The 25,228-nt window shown below is 52.9% G+C and carries 18 protein-coding genes; 8 read left to right on the forward strand and 10 right to left on the reverse strand.

The window, feature by feature from the left end; genetic code table 11:
- The first annotated feature begins 317 nt into the window (after window positions 1-317).
- From AC1RVX_RS02830 to AC1RVX_RS02840, 3 genes are all read left to right on the forward strand, one after another.
- Window positions 318-992 (forward strand): response regulator, encoded by a 675-nt coding sequence (locus tag AC1RVX_RS02830; protein WP_493215050.1) that lies wholly within the window; start codon window positions 318-320, stop codon window positions 990-992.
- A complete protein-coding gene (locus AC1RVX_RS02835; protein ID WP_493215051.1) occupies window positions 992-2,470 on the forward strand; it encodes a sensor histidine kinase in 1,479 nt (492 codons plus the stop codon). The genes AC1RVX_RS02830 and AC1RVX_RS02835 overlap by 1 nt, the downstream gene beginning before the upstream one ends.
- Window positions 2,471-2,539: 69 nt before the next feature.
- On the forward strand, window positions 2,540-2,860 hold the full coding sequence (locus tag AC1RVX_RS02840) for a metal-sensing transcriptional repressor (protein ID WP_493215052.1): 321 nt from the start codon (window positions 2,540-2,542) through the stop codon (window positions 2,858-2,860).
- 208 nt (window positions 2,861-3,068) lie between these two features.
- Here the strand turns inward: AC1RVX_RS02840 and AC1RVX_RS02845 are convergent, their stop codons facing one another.
- The gene (locus AC1RVX_RS02845; protein ID WP_493215053.1) at window positions 3,069-4,610 is read right to left on the reverse strand and encodes a B12-binding domain-containing radical SAM protein; all 1,542 of its coding nucleotides are present in this window, start codon (window positions 4,608-4,610) and stop codon (window positions 3,069-3,071) included.
- A 683-nt stretch (window positions 4,611-5,293) separates the two neighbouring features.
- Here AC1RVX_RS02845 and AC1RVX_RS02850 point away from each other — a divergent pair.
- On the forward strand, window positions 5,294-5,617 hold the full coding sequence (locus tag AC1RVX_RS02850) for a hypothetical protein (RefSeq protein WP_493215054.1): 324 nt from the start codon (window positions 5,294-5,296) through the stop codon (window positions 5,615-5,617).
- Window positions 5,618-5,795: 178 nt separating this feature from the next.
- Here the strand turns inward: AC1RVX_RS02850 and AC1RVX_RS02855 are convergent, their stop codons facing one another.
- The gene (locus tag AC1RVX_RS02855; protein WP_493215055.1) at window positions 5,796-6,938 is read right to left on the reverse strand and encodes an HDOD domain-containing protein; all 1,143 of its coding nucleotides are present in this window, start codon (window positions 6,936-6,938) and stop codon (window positions 5,796-5,798) included.
- A 434-nt stretch (window positions 6,939-7,372) separates the two neighbouring features.
- Between AC1RVX_RS02855 and AC1RVX_RS02860 the strand changes: the two genes are divergently transcribed.
- The gene (locus AC1RVX_RS02860) at window positions 7,373-8,395 is read left to right on the forward strand and encodes an alpha/beta hydrolase fold domain-containing protein (protein WP_493215056.1); all 1,023 of its coding nucleotides are present in this window, start codon (window positions 7,373-7,375) and stop codon (window positions 8,393-8,395) included.
- 131 nt (window positions 8,396-8,526) lie between these two features.
- Here the strand turns inward: AC1RVX_RS02860 and AC1RVX_RS02865 are convergent, their stop codons facing one another.
- Window positions 8,527-9,726, reverse strand: a complete 1,200-nt coding sequence (locus tag AC1RVX_RS02865; protein ID WP_493215057.1) for a pyridoxal phosphate-dependent aminotransferase — start codon at window positions 9,724-9,726, stop codon at window positions 8,527-8,529.
- The gene (locus AC1RVX_RS02870; protein ID WP_493215058.1) at window positions 9,723-10,514 is read right to left on the reverse strand and encodes an HpcH/HpaI aldolase family protein; all 792 of its coding nucleotides are present in this window, start codon (window positions 10,512-10,514) and stop codon (window positions 9,723-9,725) included. The genes AC1RVX_RS02865 and AC1RVX_RS02870 overlap by 4 nt, the downstream gene beginning before the upstream one ends.
- Window positions 10,515-10,652: 138 nt before the next feature.
- Here AC1RVX_RS02870 and AC1RVX_RS02875 point away from each other — a divergent pair, with 138 nt between their 5' ends.
- Both AC1RVX_RS02875 and AC1RVX_RS02880 read left to right on the forward strand, forming a co-directional pair.
- On the forward strand, window positions 10,653-11,135 hold the full coding sequence (locus tag AC1RVX_RS02875; RefSeq protein WP_493215059.1) for an Lrp/AsnC family transcriptional regulator: 483 nt from the start codon (window positions 10,653-10,655) through the stop codon (window positions 11,133-11,135).
- A 310-nt stretch (window positions 11,136-11,445) separates the two neighbouring features.
- A complete protein-coding gene (locus tag AC1RVX_RS02880; protein ID WP_493215060.1) occupies window positions 11,446-12,801 on the forward strand; it encodes a formylglycine-generating enzyme family protein in 1,356 nt (451 codons plus the stop codon).
- 65 nt (window positions 12,802-12,866) lie between these two features.
- Here AC1RVX_RS02880 and AC1RVX_RS02885 read toward each other — a convergent pair whose 3' ends face one another.
- The gene (locus AC1RVX_RS02885) at window positions 12,867-14,264 is read right to left on the reverse strand and encodes a glycoside hydrolase family 18 protein (protein ID WP_493215061.1); all 1,398 of its coding nucleotides are present in this window, start codon (window positions 14,262-14,264) and stop codon (window positions 12,867-12,869) included.
- A gap of 165 nt (window positions 14,265-14,429) precedes the next feature.
- Here AC1RVX_RS02885 and AC1RVX_RS02890 point away from each other — a divergent pair, with 165 nt between their 5' ends.
- On the forward strand, window positions 14,430-14,642 hold the full coding sequence (locus tag AC1RVX_RS02890) for a SlyX family protein (protein ID WP_493215062.1): 213 nt from the start codon (window positions 14,430-14,432) through the stop codon (window positions 14,640-14,642).
- A 129-nt stretch (window positions 14,643-14,771) separates the two neighbouring features.
- Here AC1RVX_RS02890 and AC1RVX_RS02895 read toward each other — a convergent pair whose 3' ends face one another.
- The 5 genes from AC1RVX_RS02895 to AC1RVX_RS02915 form a co-directional block, all read right to left on the reverse strand.
- Window positions 14,772-16,238 carry a glycoside hydrolase family protein gene (locus AC1RVX_RS02895; protein WP_493215063.1) on the reverse strand — a complete coding sequence of 489 codons (1,467 nt, stop codon included), beginning with the start codon at window positions 16,236-16,238 and terminating at the stop codon, window positions 14,772-14,774.
- Window positions 16,239-16,412: 174 nt separating this feature from the next.
- The gene (locus AC1RVX_RS02900; protein ID WP_493215064.1) at window positions 16,413-17,507 is read right to left on the reverse strand and encodes a LacI family DNA-binding transcriptional regulator; all 1,095 of its coding nucleotides are present in this window, start codon (window positions 17,505-17,507) and stop codon (window positions 16,413-16,415) included.
- 154 nt (window positions 17,508-17,661) lie between these two features.
- Window positions 17,662-18,654, reverse strand: a complete 993-nt coding sequence (locus tag AC1RVX_RS02905; protein WP_493215065.1) for a LacI family DNA-binding transcriptional regulator — start codon at window positions 18,652-18,654, stop codon at window positions 17,662-17,664.
- A 292-nt stretch (window positions 18,655-18,946) separates the two neighbouring features.
- Entirely contained in the window at window positions 18,947-22,078 is a 3,132-nt protein-coding gene (locus AC1RVX_RS02910) for a glycoside hydrolase family 2 TIM barrel-domain containing protein (RefSeq protein WP_493215066.1), read from the reverse strand.
- Between the two features lie 97 nt (window positions 22,079-22,175).
- Complete coding sequence (locus AC1RVX_RS02915; RefSeq protein ID WP_493215067.1) at window positions 22,176-25,151, reverse strand: TonB-dependent receptor; 2,976 nt, start codon at window positions 25,149-25,151, stop codon at window positions 22,176-22,178.
- Between the last annotated feature and the right edge of the window lie 77 nt (window positions 25,152-25,228).

Here is a 25,228-nt window from a genome sequence, read left to right on the forward strand (position 1 = left end):
AATTCTCAAAATTTTTAGAACTCATTTCATTTATTTGAGAGAGATGGCTTTTGAGGAAAATCCCCCGGGAACTGGTGATTTGCGTGTATTCCTGTGTTACACCACATGCAAAGGCTAACGCCTTCGCATGCTGATTTGATCGCTAACAGACCCTGATCAGATAGAAGTTTATAAACTTATCTTAGCTTAGGCATGCCAGGATTGCGATGCGTTTGTTGAAAACCGTGCAGTTTTCTTGTCAGAAATAGTTACAGAAATAGTGACGCCTTGGAATCAGGCTGGTAGCCTAGCGGGAATCAGGAGTGAATAGGCACTGTATGCGCATACTTTTAGTTGAAGATCACATCGAGTTATCCCACTGGCTGGCCAAGGCCTTGCGTGATGCTCATCTGACGGTGGAAACAGCCATGAACGGGGCTGATGCCGATGCCCTGCTGCACACTCAGGAATATGCGCTGGTGATACTTGACCTCAGTCTGCCGAAATTGGATGGGCTGGAAGTATTGAAGCGCATGCGTGCCCGTGGCAGCAATACGCCAGTATTGATTCTGACCGCCCGTGGTGGCTTGAATGACCGTGTGCAGGGTTTGAATTCCGGTGCCGACGATTACTTGCCCAAACCGTTTGAACTGGCTGAACTGGAAGCGCGTGTTAAAGCCTTGTTGCGTCGTTCGCAAGGTAATGAAGCCGTGACCCTGACTTGTGGCTCTCTGAGTTTTGATACCGTGACACGGCAATTTCATTATGACAGCCAGCCGCTGTCGCTGACACCGCGCGAATATGCGGTGCTGGAAGCGTTGATCAGCCGTCCGGGTCAGGCCGTCTCCAAAGACAAGCTGTTTGATGAAGTGTTTGCCCTCGATGACGAGGCGAACCTGGATGCCATAGAAATCTATATCCATCGCCTGCGTAAAAAACTCGATGGCGTCAGTGCCGGTAAAGTGGTGATCGTGACCCTGCGTGGCATAGGCTATTTACTGGAAGCGCACTGATGTCCACGTCAGAACGCCTGGGCAGTCTGCGAGGCCAGTTTTTACGCTGGTTATTAATTCCACTGGTATTGCTGGTCGCCCTGAATGCCTTTTCCGTGTATCGCAATGCACTGGATGCAGCCGATCTGGCGTATGACCGCTCCTTACTGTCTTCGGCCAGGGCGCTGGCAGAAAGAGTGGAGATCGTCAATGGCAAGGTGGTGGCCAACGTACCCTATGTGGCGCTTGACAGTTTTGAAACCGATACCCTGGGGCGTTTGTATTACAAGGTCACGGGCGTCAATGGTGAATTTGTGTCCGGCTATGAAGACCTGCCAGATCTGCCCAAGAATGTGCCGCGCTCAGAAATCTACCCGGCACTGGTGCATTTTTTTCATGCCGATTATCAGGATCAGCCGGTGCGTATCGCAGCCTTGCACCAGCCAGTGTACGATGACCAGATGCGGGGTATCGCCTTGATTGAAGTTGGCGAAACCCTGGACGCCCGCCATGGCCTGTCACGCAAGATATTGATCGACACCCTGCTGCGCCAGGCTGCTCTGGTACTGGCGGTAGCGCTGATGGTGTGGGTTGCCTTGCGTTTTGTGCTGGCCCCTATCATGCAGTTGCGTGCTGATGTTGAAGCGCGTGAGCCCACCGATTTGTCGGATTTTGATCCCAGCGTGGTCCACAAGGAAATCCGTCCCTTGGTGAATGCCATGAATGGTTACATGGCGCGCCTGCAAACACTGATCAATGGGCAGAAGCGGTTTATTGCGGATGCCTCACACCAGTTGCGTACCCCGCTCACAGTCCTGAAAACCCAGGCCGAACTGGCCTTGCGCGAAAACGATCCGGCTGCCATGCGCCAGATCGTGCAAAGCATCGCCCAGACCACGGACGCCACAGTGCATCTGGCAAACCGGCTGTTGACGCTGGCACGCACTGGCCACGGGACAGCTGCTGCCGAAATGGAAGATTTGTCACTCAACCAGTTGGCACGCCAGGTTTGCCTCGAACTGGCCATGCCCGCTGTACGCAAGCAGATCGACTTGGCGCTGGAAGCAGATGATGAAGTCCCTTTCAAGGGGCAAGCCCTGCTGCTGCATGAGATGCTCAGCAACTTGCTCGACAACGCCATCCGTTACACGCCAGAACAGGGACGCATTGTCCTCCGCGTGTCTGCGCAGGATGGACAGGCTATCGTTGAAATTGAAGACAGCGGGCCGGGCATACCCGTATCTGAGCGTGAGAAAGTATTTGAACCCTTTTACCGTGCCGCCACCAGCAGTGTGTTGAACCCGGGAGGTACCGGTCTGGGTTTATGCATTGTGTATGATATTGTCACTCTGCATGGAGGCAACATCGTCCTGGGGGATGCGCACAAAAGCGATAATATGGATTATCAGGTTCATACAGATGAAATTTCTGTTGCTGGCGATGATAAAACTACCCCTGCTGGTCTGCGTGTGCATATCCGTTTTCCGCGTCAAACCTGAATGGTGTTACGATACTCAGTAGAGTATGCAAATCACTGTCATTTCGGGTATCAACTATAGCGAAGGAGCATGATCGTGGCAGATACGCCCCCACTGAAAATAGTTCAGGGTACGGCCTTGAATGATCAGCAAAAGAAAGATTTGTTGCATCGTCTGGCACGTGTTGAAGGCCAGTTGCGGGGCGTGCAAAAACTGATTGCCAAGGCAGCAGTGCCAGAGGATTGCGAAGCGGTGGCCCAGCAAATGTCGGCTGCACGCAAGGCGCTGGACCGTTCATTTGTGACCTTCCTCACCAGTGCCGTGGTCACGCATGCAGAAAAAGCCGAAACCACCGAAGAGGCCATCGCCAGTACCCGTCGCCTGGCTTCACTGCTGGAAAAATTTGCCTGAAGGGTATTGCCTTTGACGAGTGAAGCAAGGCATAGGTGGATGTCGAAATCATCAAGCGGTTTTCAACGATATTACCGCTCTGAGCCCAAGTATTGAGTGCAGCTTTCCTTGTATGGCGAGCTGATGCAGAAACAGAATCTGTTTAAACTTACTGCCAGAACATACGGCACAGTCCATTACAGCTGGGTAACAGACAGCCTGTCAGATCCTATGCGGCCAGATGGCGTGCCTGTCGTTGCGGTAAGGCGCTTGCAACTTCTTTTTTAAGCTGTTTAGCTGGTGTCGATACATCGGTTTTGTTGCCGCCCTGCTTGTGCATGGCCTGCCCTGCATAGTCACTGGAAACAGCTGCCTGCACGACTTCCGCATCGATGCCGCGTACCTCTTGCAACCATTTGCTGACCAGCGCCGCCAGACGGTCGAGCGCGATGCGATGGGTGGCGTCGGTGTTGGCATACAGCCAGTCTGACAGGGCCATGAAATGTTCAAATGGGGCGTCTGCCAGTATTTGTGGCAGGGTATGGGAAAACCGGCCCGAATTGGCGATCATGTCCCAGTAGCGGGCAAAGCGCACCAGTCTTTGCATGTCGGCAAAGGGAATGTTTTTATTCGCCAGGATGGTGTACGGCGGCTGCGGATCAAAGGCCAGTTCAAAAGCTTCGGTGTGGCGGATGATAGGTGTGCCACGCAAACGTTTCAGGATACCGAATTGTATTTCGTGTGGTTCCAGGGCCACCAGCCGGTTAAAGCCCTGGGCAAAGCTTTCCATGCTTTCGCCAGGCAGACCGGCAATCAGGTCCACATGCAAATGTGCATGCGAATGCTGGCACAACCAGCGTATGTTTTCGGCGGCTTTTTCATTATTCTGCTTGCGGCTGATCAGGGCTTGCACTTCAGGGTTGAAACTTTGTATGCCTATCTCGAATTGCAGACTACCTTCGGGGAATTTCTGTATGCCTTCCTTCAATGCATCCGGTAAATGGTCAGGTACCACTTCAAAGTGGGCAAATACCGGGTCATGCGGTGCTGCTTCCAGTTTGTCGAGGAAGAATTGCATGATCTTCAGGCTGGTCTTGATATTCAGGTTGAAGGTGCGGTCAACAAATTTGAACAGGCGTGCGCCGCGCTGATACAGACCTTCCATTTCTTGCAGAAATTGGTCTATATCAAACGGCCAGGCGGTTTTGTCCAGCGCTGACAGACAGAATTCACATTTGAAGGGGCAACCGCGTGATGCTTCGACGTACAGGGTGCGATGGCGAATATCCTGATCACTGTACAGACTGTAAGGCAGTTGTATGTCGGCCATGGGTGGTTGCAGGCCGGCATGCACTTTCATCAGCGGCTTGGGGCCAGCCAGGATTTGCTGACACAGTGAAGGGAAGCTGACATCACCCCATCCGGTGATGACATAATCTGCCAGCCTGACGATTTCCTGTTCAGTGGTTTCATACGACACTTCAGGTCCGCCCAGCACGATCACTACATCTGGGGCGACGCGTTTCAGGACGGCGACGATCTGGGTGGTCTCGACCACGTTCCAGATATACACACCAAAACCGACGATGAATTTTTGACCGGGCTGGCGATGCGCCAGGATTTTTTCGACGACATCCGTGCTGCGTGCACCGATCACAAATTCCTGGATCTGTGTGGCGGGCTGCAAGTCCCCCATGTTGGCGAGCAGATAGCGCAAGCCCAGTGACGCGTGGGCGTAGCGGGCATTCAGGGTGGTGAGCAGGATGGTCATGGTACAGAAGGCGCAGCAACTAAAAGCGCTATTGTACGCTGTAGTACAGCCCGTGCCTCAGGTCACCTCAGCAGCTAGCCTGTGGAGGCAGCATGTGTGGTTAGCCTGACGGGCTATCGATGCAGATATCTGCGATCAGGTTTAAAACAAATAGAACATGTACCGCCGAAGACCGTTTAAGTTCAGCAGAGATCAGTCTGTCAGGGCCGCTGTCAGCATGACGATGGTAGCGATTAATTGGGCAAAGACAATGATGGTTAACATATATATTTCCTTTTTTTGTGAATACAGTGTCATCATAAAAGATCAATACTTGCTAATCCAATCACATGTTTGGATGTCTGTTATATGCTATGTGAATGTCATGTGGATTTCATATTTCTGAATGTGATGATCAATGCTTGGTTCAGTCTTGTCCTGATACAAATGATGGCCGGCTGGGTCACACCCGGTTAAAGCACTTTCTGCATGCGAACCGGTTCCTGATGTCGTCGCCGTTATTTGTCCTTTGCTGTTCAGATACGGGCGAGTTTCCCCTGATTTTTTGCGTGTTGAAAAATACTCTGGAATGCCTTTTATGCACTTCAATCTCCGATTTCTGCATTTCGTCGCATGGGCCTCGCAGATTGACAAGGCAAGCTCTACAGTACACACATCAACCAACCACTGAAGAGGAAAATGAAATGAAAAACACCATCACCAACACAATGAAAAGCGGCTTGATTTTATCTACAGCACTGGTCGCAGGCGTACTGGCAATTGGCTCCGCATTCAGTCAGGGACAAGTACAAGACAGTACTGCCATGCAAAGCGTTACCGTCGTTGCAAAACGCATGAGTGAAGCACAGAAAATCGCTTTTGACACAGCGCAAGACACTACCCAGATCGTACTGATCAGCGCCAAAAAACTGACGGTAGAACAGAAGATGGCAATGGACAGGGAAGACCAGTTTGAACGTTCACAACTGGCTGAAAAAACGCCAACTCATCACCATGTTCACGGTTGAAACGCATGCGTTTCCCAAACGTGAAAGATGTGCTGCATGATGCAGATGAGCTGAACCGGACCTGCGCTGTTTTTCGCTGTTTTTTAATGTAGTGGCCCGTTTTTAAAACAAAGTTCTTTGCCTTTTGTTGACTGAGATTTTTGTTTTGGAAATGGGTTTGCGAAACTCTGCGGCCCTGTCAGGCAGTTCCATCTCGCTGCTGCAATTTTAGCGCGGCAAAACAGCTTTTTATCTTGCCGGCGGATGCCCATTGCAATTCTTTGTCTGGCTGGTTGATGAGACCATTATCAAACAGCAAGCGAATTTTGCTGAGTTCGTTCGCTTGCCTTACCACCAGACCCAGATCTTGTGCCGGATTGTCGGGATTGGTCTGGGCGTGCAGGGCGCTCATGACGGCATCCGGGAAATTCCATTGCTGCGCAATGCGGAAAGATAATAACTGTGCCATATACAAAAAACGCAGTCTGAATTCTGTGGAGAGCGGTATGCGTTGTTGATGCATGCTTTGATCCATGGTGCGGAAGGCGGTGATCAAACCTACATTTTGCAATAGCCCGGCGAGATAGGCATTAAAGGTATCCAGCCCTCTGTCCTGTGCCAGCAGACGGCAGGCGAGGGCGCAGTACTCCGATTGTTGCCAGATGGCAGGTGCTACGTGTTTGGTCAAATGACCAGACTGCAGTTGTATCAAGGGGCGAAAGGCCGAGCGCGCCACCAGCATGCGCAAGCCATTGATGCCAAGCAAGCGTATCGCATTGTCCAGGCTGCTGATTTTGTCTGTGGGGCTGTAATAGGAACTGTTGACTTCGGTGATCAGTTCGGCGACCAGTGACACATCCTTGGAAATATGTCTGGCCAGTTCTTCGCCGGATACATTTTCATCGCGCAGGCTTTTCAGCAATTGCGGCAAGACGCTGGGCACACGGGGGATCAGACTGGAACCGGCAAATTCGGACCGGCTGACTCTCTCCAATGCCATCAGCAAGGGTTTTTCAAGGTCGTGACCCAATTGACTACCGTATTCTCCCAGCAACCAGGGAAAAAAAAGGGAATCGACATCAAAGGCCGGTTTCCAGCCCAGATCATCCAGGGTTTCCTCTATCTTATCAGCACTGTTGGTGGCCATGCTTGTCACACGCTGTCCATCTTGCTGTCCGGCAAAATGATCAGATCCCCTGGCGGAACTGCCAGCCAGTCCAAACAGGCGTTTCACCATGGACAGACCTAGCACAGCACTCCCCTCTTGCTGTGTAGAACAACATGGCGAATTTTTTGATCTGCGCGGCACAGCTTCAGCATGTCTGGAGGTCTCCTGTCTCATGATGCCTGTCTCATCATGCATATCTTACATGTTTCCCAAGGAAAACATTGATGTATATAGAACTCATTTCATAAATAGGGATGAGTACGAGCCAGCTCCCGGAGGGTTTGCCTCATAACGCGTGCTGGACTGCAAGGTGTGAACAATTCGACTCGTTGTCAATAGACCCGTTATTGACTGCCTTGTCCCCTTGCCGGGCGCATGTGCGCTGGTAAGCGCACATCGTACGCAGGCGTGCAGCATGCTGCACGAACCCCCTGCTTTACCCTTGCCAGCCCACTTTATGAGGCAAACGCATCTCACCCCTATTTATGAAATGAGTTCTAGTGTAAACATTTTGTTGCATAACTGGCCGGGACAAATCGGTCTGGATTTCATAAGATTAAGCTTTTCTATCCGTCCATGTCAGCTTAAATGTTCAAGGAGTTCAAAAAATGGCCCTGTCTGTCAAATTTTCCCTTCGCCGCTCTGACATACTGTTTTTGCTGCCTGTTTGCATCAGCCTGGGTATGAGTGTTTTGCCTGTGTCTGTTGCGGCAGCAACCTTGCGTGACAAAATCATGGAGCGGCGGCTCGAGAGACAAGAGCAGAAAAACGGGCAAACCGGATCAGAAGGCAACCAGAGGGAAATGAGTGACGTAGAAACAACAAACATCAGTGCTGATGGATTACCAGCAGGTACCCGTGTCCTGCGCGATATGGCCTATGGCAGTGACAAGCGACAAACCATGGATGTCTACCTGCCTGCTACTGCAGTCACCCGCACCGATATGCCAGTCATACTGATGGTACATGGTGGTGCCTGGAGGATAGGCAACAAGACCGCACGCGGCGTGGTTGAAAACAAGGCGGCTCACTGGTTACCCAAGGGTTATGTATTTATCTCCATCAATTACCGCATGCTGCCAGATACTAAACCACTGGAGCAGGCTGATGATGTTGCCCGTGCTCTTGCTACGGCGCAGGGACGGGCTGCAGAATGGGGTGGCAGCAGTCGCAAATTCATTCTCATGGGGCATTCTGCCGGGGCGCATCTGGTATCGGTGCTGGCAAGTAACCCTGCCATTACCAGCAAAGCGGGTGTCAGTCCCTGGATGGCGACGATTTCTCTCGATAGTGCTGCCTATAACATCAACAAGATCATGGAACAAAAGCATTACCGTTTTTATGACGATGCCTTCGGCAGCGATCCCGCCTATTGGCAAACAGTTTCACCAAGCCTGTTGTTGCAGCAGGCTTCAGCCCCTTTCCTGGCCGTTTGTTCGTCAAAAAGACCCGACAAGCCTTGTTTGCAGGCTGAAGCCTTTATCAGCAAAGCGAAATCCCTGGGCATGCTGGCCCAGACGCTGCCACAAAGTCTGAGCCATGCAGACATCAATAAAAACCTGGGGCTGGAGAATACCTATACGGCAGCGGTGGATAAATTTCTGAAAGAGGTGGATAGTTCCCTGCCATAGGTGTGTGCCGGGGTAGCCTGCACCGATAACTGGCAGGCACAGGCCCCAACATAAGTTTTGCTTAGCCTTTACATCAGCCACGCTACATCCGCCACGCTGAGGGGGATTCAGACAGTACTACCGGCCCCAGGTCACACTGCGTAGCTGAGAAAATTGGAAAGACGTTTTATACCCTCATCCAATCGCTCGTGGCTGCTGGCAAAGCACCATCTTAAATAACCCTCTCCTTCAGGGCCAAAAGCGATACCCGGGGCCAATCCCAGTCCGGCTTCGCTCACCAGCCTTTTGCAAAATTCAAGGCTGTCGTCAACGCCATCGATTTTGAAGAATGAATACATGGCCCCTGCGGATACCGGGGCATTTTGTACCCTTGGTATGCGAGAAAGTCCGGACGCCAGGTGATCACGCGCATTTCTCAATCTGTCTACAGTACGTTTCACGGATTGTTCTCCATTTGTCATGGCATATTCTGCAGCATGTTGCACGAACGCCGGTGTACACGATGTGTTGTACTCGATCAGGTTTCCTATGTCGGGGAGCAAGGTGGCGGGGGCAACAATCCAGCCAACTCGCCAACCTGTCATGAGCCATGTTTTTGAGAATGAATTGCAACTGACTATCCTTTCCCGTGGATCTGCCATGTCCATAAACGATGGTGCACAGGTACCGTCAAAGTAGTAGCGTTCATAGACATCATCGGCAATGATCCAGATGCCGTGTTTGCGGCAATGGGCAAGCACGGCTTGCTGGTCGCTGGCGGGGATCGTCCAACCCGTAGGGTTGTTTGGCGAATTGATCATCAACACCTTGGTGTCAGGGGTGAGCGCGTCGAGGAGTTTATCCAGATCGAGGTGCCAGCCACGCTTGTCAAATTCAAGGCTGACTGTGGTGACTTGAGCACCCAGGATTTTCGGGATTTCTACCAGGTTTGGCCACAACGGCGTTACCGCCACTACCCGGTCTCCATGACCAACCAGCGCCTGTACCGCCAGCATCAGGGCAGACATCCCCGAACTGGTGACGGCAATATTGTCGACCGTGCGTTGCGTGTGAAAACTGCTCACATAGTTGGCAATTGTTTCCCGCAGGTTGGGCAAGCCCAGGGTTTGAACGTAAAAAGTATCTCCTGCGCGAAGACTGTCAATCGCGATGGACCTGACATCTTCTTGCGTCGGTTCATCAGGTTCACCAAACCAAAATGCAAGCACATTGCTGTTGCCCATCCCGGCATTGGCCACTTCGCGAATTTTTGATGCGCGCAAACTGCGTATGGCGGCGCGTGCATAAGCATCCATAGAGGTGTCGTCAGTGTATGTAGTGTCATCGCTCATGGTGCGGTACCTGCGTAGTCAGCCAGCGCATTTCTGGCCCCCCGGGTTAACCAGACAACATCAGAATGCAAGGAGATTAACGAGAAACCGCGATCCCGGTATTGTGCGGCTTCTGCTGCACTTGTTGCGAAAATGCCTGCGGCTTTACCTGCCTGCTTGCATACGGCCAGGATATGTTCAATTGCCTCCAGAACCTGTGGATGATTTGCTTGTCCGAGATGGCCAAGACTGGCAGACAGATCAGCAGGGCCGATAAACAGACAATCTGCCCCATCCAGTGCAGCGATGCCTTCTACATTGTGAAGACCTTTGGCCGTTTCAATCTGTAGAACGGCACATGCATCCTGGTTCGCGTTGTTTGTGTATTCCGGATCAAGTCCGTATCGGCCCGCCCTGACCATTCCCGCAATTCCACGCAGGCCACCGTTTTCTTTGTAGGGAAATCGTGTCGAGGCTATGGCTGCCGCTGCCTCTTCCACGGTTTCGATGGTCGGGAAAAAGATGGTTTGTGCTCCACAATCCATGGCGCGTTTGACCAGAACAGGATCATTGGCGGACACCCGTACAGCGACATCAACGTTTGCCCCATTGGCCCGCGCTGCATCAATCGCACGAAGCTGCGCCGTGATGTCGCTGATGTCATTTGGCGCATGTTCGGCATCAATCAGCAGCCAGTCAAAACCACAGTGGGAAAGCGCCTCGGCTACCGCAGGGCTGGCCAGCGCCAGCCAGCAACCTGCGGATGCTTTGTGGGCGAGGAGGCTTTGTTTAATCCAATTTTGTCGCATGCCATTGCTCCATTGTTGTTTGGCTCAACCAGCCAATACATATATCATAACTAGCCTGAGTAGAAATTATTTGCTATATTCATTGCTAATATTTATATATTTTCGCAATAAATATTTCGTTAAATTGAGAAATATGAAATGAATAATTCAAAAATGAAATTGGATCGCGTCGACAGGAACATCCTTGAGGCTCTGCAGGAAGATGCACGGCTTTCCAGTGCGGATCTGGCGGAGCGCGTGTCACTGACTCCTTCGCCATGCTGGCGCAGAGTGAAGCGACTGGAGGATGAGGGGGTGATTCGCGGATATCACGCCAGACTGGATTCGGAAAAACTCGGTTATCAAGTAACGGCATTTGTTCATATCTCCCTGGATAAAAAAGATACGGAACGCCTGCAAGCGTTTGAACGGGCTGTTTTGGCAATACCCCAGGTGCTCGCATGCCATCGCATATCTGGTCGGTACGACCATCAATTATTGGTCGTTGCTGAAGATCTTGCCGCGTTCGGGGCATTTGCTGAAAAGCATATCAATGGCTTACCGAGCGTGAAGGAAGTTTACACATCGTTTGTTTTGCGCGAGGTCAAGGCGCCAGTTAGTCCGCCTTTGCCCGCAGTTTAAGTTGAATTTGACGCGTTTATCGCTACATTCGTCTCAACAGTTAAAGCCTGCACTGCCGTTGACGGTGCTATGCATGTGACGTTGCCGTGCAGTTCTTTTTCTTTGCGAATACCTGGCCCTCCAACCTCTTGCTTTTTGCATGTCGTAACAGATGTAAAACCGGGTAAATCTCGCTAACTCGGGTTTGCAAAGGGATAGTATTTACATCCAGAGTTTCAGTTCCAGTCCCAGATTATGATCCGCTATTTTGCATGCATTCCTTGGCGTGCGGTGGCTTCATGTTGGCTAACAACACGTACGAAGGAAAAACATGCGCATTCTCCCACCGCTTGCTCGTGCAATGACAACAAAAGATGACGAAAACAATTCTCCTGTCATAGCGTCGCGCCGCAGGCTACTGTGGATGACGCTGGGAGTACTGGCGCCGGCCAAACTGCTGACGGCCTGCGGTGGTGGTTCAGGCAGCAGCGCTGCCACTACTTCAAGCACGTCGACTACCTCAACGACGACTAGTACCACAACCACAGGTACCACAACTGGTACAACGACAGGCACAACAACTTCTGGTACCAGTACTACCGGCTCAACGACAACGTCGAGCACAGCGACTGATCCCTGGAGCTGGCGTACGGCTGGCACCAGCACGACGACAAGCCTGCCTGCCATTGCGGATTTTGTCACGGTGATAGCATCCGGTACCGTCGCCTACAACTTCCATACATCCACCACCAGCTCAACAACAGATCCAGTGACGGGCGTGATGAGTGACACCAGCAGCATTGCCGTACTCAGCCCTTATCTGATGGGAAAATACCTGGTCAGCAATGCCAACTGGAAGGCATTCTGCAATGCACAAGGAAGCAGCTACTATCCCACTACTGCCAAGACAGCAGGTCAATACTGGTATGGTGGCAGCTATCCGGCAGGCAAGGAACAACATCCAGTATTGTTTGTGTCGCTTACGGCTGCCACGGCTTATTGTGCGTGGCTGGAAACCCAGATACCTGGTTATCATTTTTATGTGCCTACCGAGGGCGAGTGGGAATACGCTGCACTGGGTAATAACACGAGCTACAGTTTCCCCTGGGGTGCCAATGCAGGCATTACCTACAACAGCAGTACCGGGGTATTAAATACGGTGTACAACTGCAACGCCGTGTGCAGCCAGTTTGTCTTGAATTCTTCGGCATTTACCACCGTCAGCTATTACAACGATACCGTGGTAACCACACTCAGTGACGGCAGTACCGCATTGACAAATGATACTGCCCTGCTGACTAAAGTCTTGAGCATGAATTCAACTGGCGGTGTGACTGGCTGGCAATATGATTCGTCTTCAAATATGAGCTGGGCAGATTTTGCCAACACGGATCAATTTCGTTCGCTGGTGAATTTGTATGGCGGTTATACGACAGCGGCAGGCACCTATGAAGGTGGCAAAAGCTGGTGCGGTTGTTATGACATGGCTGGCAATGCTTTTGAATGGACCAACACCCTTAACCTCGCATCCAACGGTGCAGAGGCAGGTACCAGTGTCAACGTGGTCAAGGGTGGTTCATGGTATGCGACTTCAAACAGTGGCAAATCCACCGGGCGCGGTGAAGGGCGCAGCGCAGCGGGTGCTTACCACTCTGTCGGGTTTAGGGTTGCTGCCAGGTTGAAATGAATACTGATCGCGCGGAGAGACCGGACAAGGCGATCCGGTCTTCAGACACGTCCGGATTCTTGCTGCTATTGAGAGATATATTTCATTCCACCCTGCAAACTGGCTTCAGGATTCAGCTTCATATATAAACTGCGCAAGAGGCTGCCCTGTTCATCATCTTGTCCAAGGTGCCAGAACATGGCACCGGCCAGCCCATATTTTTTCAGGTAAGTGACTTTGTAGGCAAAAGATTCTTCATTGTCATAACTGATGAAGATTTTCTTTTCGGCGTTATATATCCACGGTACTTTTGTTTCTGTATCGAAGTAACTCTTATATCCCAAATTGGCGGACAACAGCTTCTTGATATCGGCATAAGTTGCTATGCGTGGGTCCTTACGGACGGTGCAGGCATCACAGCCGACCAGCAAGCCAGTGTCGCCGACATACGCATCGCCGGAAGGGGTGGCGTGAGATTGATACAAGCCTTGCTTCTCTGGCCCTGCCTGGAAGAAGGCACGACCATAAAATGGTACGCCCAGCACCAGTTTTGCGGCAGGTACGCCGGCATGCAGATACTGTTGAACAGAGGCGTCCACCGTCAGTGCAAATGGGGAAGGAAAGCGCTGCTCCAGCACGGTCTTGCTCAATGCCGGTTTGAAAGGCAGTGCCCGCAAGGGGTTTTCAAACAGGTGTTCGCCAGCATTGCCATACAGATGGGCATTGTGATTGGTTTGCTGTTCCCACGGGCCATTCAAGTCATAGGTCATGAGATTGATGTAATCGAGTTGGGCTGCAATCTGTGGCAAATACAGGTAGGTGCGCGCCATACTGAAGGTACTGCCAGCTGCGGCAATGGTCAACTGATACGCGGGTTTGCCAGGGTGTTTTTCGTGCGTCAGTTGCTGGCGGATTTCTTTGAGCAATTCCACAAAATTGGCGCTGTCTTCTGCGCGTGGATATTCCCAGTCTATGTCTATGCCGTCAAAACCATATTCTCGCATGAAGGCGACGCAAGACTGTGCCAGTTTTTTCCTGGCATTGCTGCTGGCAGCAGCTGTCCGGTAACGCCCTACCGTTGCGCTGTCATCATTGGTGTAAGACCAGCCACCTATCGAAAACAGGATGCGCAAATCGGAATTGTATTTTTTCAGTCCTTGCAATTCATCAAAGACCTTGCGCGCCATTTGCGGATTCGTACCCTCTTCCAGCGCGCATTGACCATCTTTGCTGATATTCAGGAAAGAATAATTGATGTGCGTGAGCATACGCGCTTTTTCAGGCGTGATGGCCGATACGGGAAATTCCACTTTGCCATCGGCATAGCTGTTGATCTGGTCTTTTTCCAGCAGAAAATAGCCGATGACTACTGGTTTTGCCGCAGGTGTTTTTGCCTCCGCTGCCAGAGCTGGAGTGCACAAAACCAGCACGCCCAGCAGGCCGCGAAGGAAATATGAAGTGAAGGAATGAGTAGTAGTATTCATGGCGACAGCATGCAAGCACAGATGAAATGGGTCAACAGGTTTTTGGTCTGTTGTCTATCTGTGCATACCACTTCCTGTGTTTGCTTGTGCAGCGAGCATACCAGTCCACTATAATACCAGACTGGTATGGCATACTGTCAGCCTACTTTGAAGGAAAGCCGCATCATGACAACCGAAGAAAGATTGATCGACCTGGAAATACGCCTGACACGCCAGGACGATCTGGTAGATACCCTGAATACCCAGGTCTACAGACAGCAAAAGAAAATTGATGAATTGGAGGCGCTGTGTGCCGCAATGGCAGCCCGCATACGTGAGGTGGCCGTGACGGCCAGTCAGCGGACTGCAGTGGTGGATGAGAGGCCACCGCATTATTGAGGGGGCTTGATTTTCTGATGCAAACGTTGTGACAATAACTGGGCCGGGGAATTGCGTCTTGTGCCGCCCCCTCCTGTCAACCCGGTCAGACGCAGACCGCCTGACTACGATGGCTGTCTCTCTGCGTATTTATCTGGACTGGCGCTTAAAAACCACACCTTCAGTAAACGGACCGATATCGAGAATATTGGGTGCGGCGGCGTTGATCCGTTTGCCGCCAACGGTGACGTTGTCCAGCACCACATTGCTCACTTTGCGGTTGGCATCGTAACCATAAATGACGGCAGCGCTGGGTGAACCCTTACCGGAATACTTGATGTTGCGCAGCACGACATTCTCAATACCGCGCCCCGGACTAGTGTTGTACTTGGGTGTATAGGCCACGTGCAGGTTGAACAACTTGCCTTCTTCGATACGTTCGACACGGATATTCTCAAAGGTCACGTCACGCACCAGGTTGTCGTCGCCTGCCATGATACCTATCACGCCTTCATATTCCGGCTCGTCCTCATCATGATCGAGGACATCGATATTGCTGAACCGGATGCGTTCCAGTACTTCAGCCTCAGGGTGTTCAGCGGATGGGGTATTGCCGTGCAGGCCTATCATCACGGCATGTGCCAGGTCGGCCCACAGCGTGCTGTCACTGACCGTGATATCACGCGTATTTCCCCAGATGTCCCAGCGGTGGTTGTACAGCGTGATACAGTCGTCCGACGTGCGGATGAAACTGTCGATGATCTTCACGCGCTCGCACGCAAAGTGTCCAAGTCCGTCCGACCACTGGCCTCCACCTATGGTGCGTATGCTGCGTTCTTCAACATCCTGCGAGGTAATACAGCGCATCGTGCCCTCGGGCTGGTTGATGAAGATGGGACCGTCGATCAGCACGTGTGAGGAATTGCGGATAGTCAGTTTCTCGACACCATCGAACAAACCATCGCTAATCACCTTGACGTTTTCCACTCCGTCGATGATCAGCGGGTTCTTCAGCATGGCCGATCCGTGAATGTACACCGTTGAGTTGGAACGCACGCGAAACTCGCCGCTGTGGAGGCCAGGGCCGAAAAATACCACCGGCTGCGTGAAATCCGGCGCTATGCCCTGGTTGATCTGGTAGCTGTTGAGGTCCGGCGCAACGGCAGGCATATCCTTGCGGATCGCATGGCTAAACAGGTGCAAGTTGTGCAGCCTGTCTTCGTCGAATTCCACGCTCAGATTTTCCGGGCGCCCCAGCTTGAAATACGCGATGCCGTTGCTGATGCGTGCTTTGATACCCCGTGCGTCTGGACGAACCGCCACCTTGGAAAAGCTGCCGTTATTTTTTTGTACTGCAACTTCAACTTCACCATCAAAATTGAAATACACCATCGAGGCTTCCTGCCTGGTATCGAGGTCGACTTTTACCCGGTACTCATACAGATCCTGCCATACACCGCCTGGGGTGCGTACACGCACCGTGAAATCGTCGTTATGATGCGAATAACGCACTGGTTGCGGAAAGGGGAACACCTGTAGCCGGGATTCCCTCGCACCCGCCTGTGACGCCATACAAGCCAGCAGGCACAGCACCCATACCTTGATACTATCCATCATGCCATCTCCAAGTTATTAATCTCTTTGATTATCTGTTATCGATAACAGTTGAAGCATATTATCATGATAGCGATGCGCGCGAAACTGAAAACCATCGGACTGTGATAATTGCATCTTGGGCAAGCGGCAAGGCGACATCGACTACAGGGTAGTTACAGATCACAAACGGACTGGTTATGACCCGGATGTGGCGGCTGTCCTGCGTCGTTTGGTAACGATGAGCTGGGTTGCGGGCCTGACAGTGGATTCGCGTTCGACCAGTGTGTACGGCAATAGTTTGTGTACCGCCTGCTGTGGTTCACCAAGGCGGCGGCGACGTATCTGTTCCACCAGGATGTCGACTGCGGCACGCGCCATGTCGCCGATAGGTTGATGGATCGTCGTCAGTTCAGGCCAAACCGTGGTGGCGACAGGTGTGTCGTCGAAACCACATACGCTCAAGTCCTCTGGCAGATGTAAATGCATGCCATGGGCAACCGCGATCACCGCTGCAGCCATGTCGTCATTGCTGGCAAAAATGGCTGTCGGACGAGTCGCCTGACTCAACAATTGCCGTGCTGCAGCCAGTCCGGAACGGTAAGTGAACAAACCCTCCGCCACGCGTGTTGACGACACGGCCAAGCCAGCCCCCGCCATCCCGTCGAGGAAAGCCTGATAGCGCTGTTGAGCCGGAGTATGCTTGGGATCGCCCTGGATGAAACCGATGTCGGTATGGCCCATAGAGATCAGGTAGCGTACCATGGTCAATGCGCCGTCGTAATCATCTATACGCACGGCCGATACGCCAACTGCTGGCTGGCCGGTGGCCACCGCCACGGTCGGCATGCCAATCTGGTCGAGTTGCTTCATTGCCGATTTGGTATCGCACAGGGGGGGCGGTACCAGAATGCCATCGGCACCGTTGGCGATCAGTCTGCCTATAGCGGCGCGCTGGCTGCGCAGATCGTCACAACGCTCCAGTATCAGCTGCGCGCCTGTCTGGCTGCACTGGTCCATCGCACCAACCAGGAAGGCACTGAGGAATGATTCGCTGGGATTGCTATACAACAGGCCGACACGCAAGGCACCCACCCGCGCGGCACGGGCCGCGAAATTAACCTGGTAGTTGAGTGATTCCACAGCGGCCATCACTTTTTCACGTGTGACGGTTTTCACCTGTGCGCTGCCGTTGACAACCCTGGACACGGTCATTGCCGACACACCGGCAACACGGGCGACATCGTAAATCGTGGCACCGTTGACGGGGCTATCACTCTTATTTTGTTCCATCTTCCCTTGTCCGCTGAAAACTGTGCTTGTGATAAGACCAGCACTATAAACTGGACAGGACTGAATCCCGGGCTTCTGGCTGGTTGCGACCTATTATAGCAAACCAGGAGTCGGAATTTGGCAAGAAGACAGTACCAGAACCAAAGTGGTATCGTTACGCTACATTGCGTTTGCGGACACCCTCGGGTGCCATGGCCGATGATTCGCGGGTGATCAGAGTAAATGGCAATAATTTGTGTTCTACGATGGGCGGTTCGCCTGCACGGCGGCGTTTGATCAACTCAACCAGCAGGTCCACCGCCGCGCACGCCATGTCGCCGATCGGCTGGTGTATCGTGGTCAACTCTGGCCAGATTGTTGTTGCAACAGGCGTATCATCAAAACCGCACACAGTCAGGTCTTCCGGCACCTGCAGATGCAGGCCATGGGCGACCGCGACGGCACCAGCGGCCATATCATCGTTACAGGCAAAGATCGCGGATGGACGTGTCGAGCTGCTCAACAGTTTGCGCGCGGCCTCCAGCCCTGACCGATAGGTGAACAAACCTGGCGCAACACGCTCGGGCTTTACCGTCAGTCCAGCCTCGGCCATTCCGTCGAGGAAGGCCTTATAGCGCAACTGCGCCGGCGTATGCAGCGGATCGCCCTGAATAAAAGCGATGTCGGTATGCCCCTGAGACAACAAGTGGCGCACCATCGCAAGCGCGCCCGCATAGTCATCGATACGAACTGCTGACACGCCGGCTACTGGACGGCCAGTGGCGATGGCGACTGTCGGCATGCCAATTTGGTCGAGTTGCTTTAGCGCTGACCTGGAATCGCACAGCGGTGGTGGCACCAGTATGCCGTCGGCACCATTCGCAATCAGTCGCGCAATAGCACTGCGTTGGCTACGCAGGTCGCTACAGTGTTCCAGCATCAGTTGACAGCCGATGCGGCTGCATTGTGCCATGGCGCCGACCAGAAAAGCACTCAAATAGGACGCGCTGGGATTGCTGTAAAGTAGCCCTATCCCTTGCGTGCCGACGCGTGCGGCCCTGGCGGCAAAGTTGACCTGATAATTCAGAGACTCGATGGCTGCGGTAACCTTTTCACGTGTACCGACCGAAACACCGGTGGAATTATTCATGACGCGGGAAACCGTCATTGCCGATACGCCTGCGACGCGCGCTACATCATAAATTGTCGCCCCGCTTGGACTGCGCGCTGTTTGCCTTGAAGCAGATACCATTTTCCCTTGTCTGTTCGTCGCTGAAGTACAGTTATTTCGGCGGCGCCTGTCATTATTGAAGTGCGAGTATTATATTCGCTTCACCCTTAACTTACACTGGATAAATATATTACGACTGCAATCAAGTATATAAGCTAGCGCGTGAACTTCAGAATCTATTCTCATTCACGCGCTATGGTTCGCCTGTCAGGCGGTAGTCCCAGTTGTCTTACTTTACCGCCATCGGTTCGATGCTGAATTGGAATAAAGCCGGTTGCAGCTTGATGCGGTATTTGACGTGCGGCCGCCCCTCCAGGCTCCAGCCAGTATCACCGCCGACACCTGTCTGAACCAGATCAACCAGCAGCGATCCGTTGCCGTGTGGTGTGATCTCGGAACTCTTCCATGTGCCGCGTGGCCGTAAATACAGGTCCTCATACGGGAACGCCAGTGCATTGACTGATAGTGGTGCGGCACCCACCACCTTCAAGCCGGCACCCGTCTGATCTCGCAGGGAGAGCCAGCGAACATCCGTCTTGTTACCGCTTTCCTGTGGACGCATATAACTATGATATTGGTCCGACACCAGGCCCGAATACAAACCCAGGGCATAACCCGTTTGCCGGTCGCTATAGGATTCCTGAGGACCGCGTCCATACCAGCTTAATTTCTCCAGCCCCGCATCGTGATCGAACCGCAATCCCAACCTGAGCGGATCGGGCAAGTCAGCGCGCAGCGGCAAGAACTTGGCTGCCACCTTCACCACGCCATCGTCCATCAACTGGTAACTGCTTTCCCAATGTGCGGCTCCTGCGCCGAAACTGTAGGTCACTTTGACCTGCCGTTCGTCTACGTCGATGTTGCGTACTTGTCGTTGTTCGGTAAAGGTTTTCCAGATCTGATGGCTTTTATCGACTCCTGTACCTTCGTCATTATCGGTCAGACCGCGCCAGAAATTTGGCGTGCCGCCCTGTAGCAGGGTTTTCCCGTTCACACTGTAGACGATGCGTCCAGAGCCTGCATCGATACGCAACACCACACCGCCCGAGCGCAACGTGATTTCGTCGCCCTTGCGTACTGGTCGCACTGCCTGGGCCTTGCTCGTTACGGGAGCGCCGCGCTCAAGGATAAACTGCGTCCAGCCGACAATGCTACCGGCGGACACGCCTTTGACACTATCGTTGCGCGCTTTGGCACGCAGGGTCAGTACCAGCTCGGTTTGCGGTGCATGCCGGAACTTCGGCAGCTTCAGCGCCAACTGCTGCGTTGTGCCCGCATCAGCATGCACCCCTTCCAGCTTACCCTGGGCTACAGGAACACCATCTGCAGTGGCGATCCAATCGAATTCCAGCGCCGACAGGTCCTTGAAATCGTAGCGGTTGATAACGTTGATTTTTCCGTGCGCGGGATCGCCAGCAAAGACTACGGGGGAATAAACCTTTTGCAGTTCATAATATTCCGGGTCAGGCGTGCGGTCAGAACGGATGACACCATCACCCACCACGCTGTTGTCACCATGCTCAGGATTGAGATCGAAACCGGACGCCCAGTAGCGACGCCCTTTCTCATCGGTCGCGTAGATGCTTTGGTCTACCCAGTCCCAGACAAATCCGCCCTGCAGCTTCTTGTGCGCGCGGATAGTCTGCCAGTAGTCCTCCAGATTGCCCAGCGAATTACCCATGGAGTGGGCATATTCACACTGTATCAACGGTTGCTTGTAGTGAGGGTCGTTCGCGTAATCGATCAGCTTCTCGATACTGTCATACATGGGGGCGTAGATATCGACGTAATCGTTAGGTAAATGGACCTCACCCAAAGTGCCCTGTCCCAGATAGCTGACCAGACGTGTAGGGTCGTTCGCCCTGATCCAATTCGCGGCATTTTCAAAATTCGGACCTGTACCGGCCTCGTTGCCGAGAGACCAGATGATGATGGAGGGATAATTTTTGTCCCGCTGCACCATGCGTGATATACGGTCCAGATGGGCTACTTTCCAACGCTCCTTGTAGCCCAGTTGTATGGCCTTGCGCAGCTCGGGGTCGCCGCTATTGTCACCAGCTTGCATATACTCGTGCGATTCGATATTGGCCTCGTCCCACACATACATCCCATATTCGTCTGCCAGATCGTACCAGCGTGGATCGTTGGGATAGTGAGAGGTACGCACGGCGTTGATATTTGCTTGCTTCATTAACTCCATATCTTTGCGCATGGTCTCCAGTGACACGACCCGATAGGTCACTGGATCATGTTCATGACGATTGATTCCCTTGATCATGATGCGCTTGCCGTTGACCCTGACCTCACCATTGACGACTTCTACCGTCCTGAACCCTATTTTGCGCGACGTCACCGACTGCACGATACCGTGCGCATCCTTGTATTCAATCAACAAGCGATACAGACGTGGCGTTTCGGCCGACCAGGGCTGCACGTGTGAGACTTCGCCACGTATTGGATCGGCCTGCCCTGCACGTATAGCCGTCTTACCGCTTAATACGATTTTCTCACCGTCATACACCGTGGCGGCTATCTCTCCATTGGTTGGCCGTCCTGCCATTTCCACCTGTAAGGTAAACAAGCCGCGGCTGTAGGTCGCCTTGTCGAGTGCTGCAGTCACTGTGTAGTCGCGCAAGCGTGATTTCGGTTCGGCGTATACGTAGACACTGCGCTCGATGCCTGACACGCGCCAGAAGTCCTGGTCCTCGAGATACGAGCCGTCGGCCCAGCGATACAACTCGATCGCTACGCTGTTTTTCCCTGGCTTGACAAATTTGCTTAATTCGAATTCTGCGGGCAATTTTGAATCTTCGGAATATCCTACTTTTTCGCCGTTCACCCACACATAGTAGGCTGCGCCTGCAGCACCGATGTGCAGGAATACATCACGGTCTTTCCAATCACCCGGGACATCGAAGTCACGCCGGTAGGAACCGACTTCGTTCATGTCATGCGGAATATAAGGTTCGTTTCTGGGAAAGGGATATTTGATATTTGTGAATACAGGTTTGCCATATCCCTGGGCCTGCATTATGCCCGGAACTTGTATGGTTTTCCAACTGCTGACGTCATAGTTTGTTTTATAAAAATCGATTGGCCGGGACTCTGGTGTCGGCGAATAGGCAAACGCCCAGGTGCCATCCAGCGAACGATAGTATTTTGATGCGGCCATGTCGCCGTGCACGGCGAGTTCACGGGTTTCGAAATTGAAGAAAGTGGCCTTCATCGGCTCGCGATTGACCGCGACCACTTCGGGCTGTTCCCATTCCGCCAGAGCTTGGTGGGTGGCAGCGTTCAATGCGGGAGCCGTGGTAGCAGCCAGCAGCGCCGTCAAGGCGGCCAGGGTTGTGGATTTCAACATATGTGAGTTACCTCGTTGCGAGTGACAATGTGAAAAGAGACGAAAGGCCAGGCTTCCGTCTCTCTCATTCTTCCGGTCAGACTACATAGACCAGATATCAACTACCGTACTTGTAGCGCAGTGCCAGGCTGAAGGTGCGGCCGTTGGCATAGTGCTGGCGTTCTATGTTGGTTGCATAGACACCCGGCTCGCCTATGAAGCGATTGAGTGCCTTGTCAAGAATGTTGGAGGCGTTGAACGACAGCGTCAGACTCTTGTCGATGTTGTAGTTGATCGAACCATCCAAAATGCCAGTTGCTGCAATACCGCGTGCGTCGATAGGATTGGCTGATGCGCCGAATAGTATCGAATCCGAACGCCACGTGTAGACCAGACGTGCCGACAGCTTGTCGTCTTCGTACATACCGGAAATGCTGTAGCTGTTCTTGGACTGGAATGGTTGGATCGAATCGACGATGCGTGGCGCGGCAGCTGTGCCGAAGTTGACTGGATTGGATGTCTTCACGTAGGTATACGAACCGGCGATGCCAAAATTTTTCAACGGTGCGGCAAAACTGTCGAAGAAGTATTGGCCGGCCACTTCCACGCCACGCGCATAACCCTTCTCGGAGTTCACGGATTTGGTGATCTGGTACTGACCATTGCCGCAACCGTTACTTGCGCTGCCGCTGTAGGGTGCCACACCGTCCACGGTCTGGCATTCGACGATACCGTTGAAGAAGCCATTAATTTCCTTGTCAAAGATAGCGGCCGACATATAATTGGTTTTGCTGAAATAGCGTTCCAGTGACAGATCGAAGCTGTTGGCGATTTGCGGGCGTAGGGCCGCGTTGCCGACGTTACCTGTGCCAGTGGTGGTGTTGACCGAAATACTAGGGTTCAGCTGGTCTAACGGGGCACGGGTCAGACCCTTGGCATAGCCGAAGCGGGCCAGGAAATCCTGCGTGATAAAGCCGGTTACGTTCAGCGATGGCAAGGCGTTGGTATAGTTGGTACTGGAGACAGTTTGTGTGTACACGCCGGGAGTGGTCAGGCTATTCATGGCGACGGTCCGGCCATTAGTACGCACCACGCGTACGCCTATATTGCCGGTGATGCGCTCGTCCAACGCGGCAAATTCACCCATCAAATAGGCTGCCAACGTGTTTTCACTGAAGAAGCGGCGTGAGCCGATGTTTTCCATATAGCCGCCATCCTGCAGAATGCCCGATTTGGGGAACTGGCTGGCTACCTGGTTGCCAAGCAGCGCGTCTGGCGTGTACACCACATAACCACCTGCATAACCGGCATCGCCGTTCATGAAGTTGGTTGGTGATTGTTGCGTCACACCCAGAGTATCGGCTGAAATGCCATTGCTGCGCGCCGCGTTCAGTGGCAGGCCGTCTATGGTCAAAGGTCTGCCGCTGAAGCTGTAGTTGTTGTACTGGCTTTGCTGGTGCGCATAGCGGGTACCAAATTTTATCGTGCGCAGGAAGTCTTCGCCCAGCGTGTACTTGCCGCTCAGGGCGCTGGCGTGTCCACTGTCGTCCCATACCTGATTGGTGCCGTTGGAGTAATCACGGAAGACGAAATTCGCAGGGTCGCTCAAGCTGGGCCCTGAAAAGTTCAACTGGTGTGGGGCGCCGTCGATCAAGCGTGTGGTACTCCAGTACAGGCCGGGCTTGGAATCCATATTGACGGAACGGTTGTCCTGTTTCTTGTCGGCTTTGATATAGTTGAATTCCGCTTTCAGAGACAGTTCAGGCGTTGGACTCCAGTCGGCGCCGCCGGCACCTATCCAGGTGGTGTATGGCGTATGCTCGTCACCACCGACAGTATTGACGGTAGAGTTGAGAAAGGTGCCGCCCAGCAGACGTTGGTTGGTCAACACATCGTTGCTGCCACCGTTGATGTTGCGGTTAGCCAAGCCCTCTGTGAAGGCGAACGGCGTGGTCGTCAGATTTTGTACGTTAGCACCGTCGACCGAGTTCAGACCACGATAATTCTGATGGTACAGGTAGTAGGTGTAGTTGAATTCGGTGAAGAAGCGCAAGGTATTATCATGACGATAGTCGGCAGCCAGATTCAGACCGCGGCGAACGCGCATGATGGTTTCCTGAAAGGCATTGTTGGTCAAGCCGGGTGCCGTCATGATGTTGCCGACTTGATCTGCCGTCAGGCCGGCCAGGTTGGGTGTATTGGCACCCACGATAGAGGATGTTGGCAGCGTCGGTACCCCTGCAAGATAACTGATGTCGCTGCGGCCAATATAGGCGGACATTGGCTGGTTTGGATTATTGGAGGTATTGGCGGTTGCCAGTGCCTTGTATTCTGCGCTGTCGGCACGGATGGCGCGTTTGAAGTTAGCACCACCGTTTGCTGGGTTGTTATCCGAACGGGCAGTACTGGTTTGATACACAGCTGCCGCCATGACGCCTAGTTTGCGGCCACCTTCCAAGGTCCATTTGTTAGCGAACAGGCCAAACAGCTCGGGATCCTTATCCTTGGCCATATCGTTGTAGCGTTCCGAGACACCCAGCGAAACGGTCGGCCCTTTGAAGTCGCTGGGATTGCGGGTACGTATATTGACCAGGCCACCGATGCCGCCTTCAATGTGTTCTGCCGAGGGATTCTTGTATACATCAACCCCGGCAATCATGGCGGGAATCGCACCCTCGATGTTGAATTCTCGACCGCCAGCAGTGAAGTAGGAGCGACCATTCACTTGTGATGCTGTCTGGCCTGACAAGCCGCGGATGGTCAGGCCGGAGCCGACGCCGACCGGCGAGGCACCCTCACCACCATACCGGTAACCTTGCACACCTGGAATACGGGTCAGGGTTTCTGCGACGTTAGGGTCTGGTAATTTGCCGACGTCTTCAGCGGTGATGGAATCGACGATTTCAGTCGAATCTTTTTTGATCGCTACCGAGCCACGGGCGCTGGCGCGTATCCCGGTTACGACCACGGTCGAATTTTGCGATTGTGCCTTTTCTTGTGTCTGCTCTTGTGCCAACGCACATGGCGCGACAAAAAGCCCCATCCCCACCGACAAGGACGTAACCTGCATCGCAATTTTTGCTTGCTTATTCATTTCATGTCTCCGTTATTTATTTTACTCATGCTTGATGCATGGGATTTTTTGATCAGCCATCGTGCTTGATTTGAAAC

This window comes from Undibacterium sp. GW821-FHT11B02, from assembly GCF_058808955.1.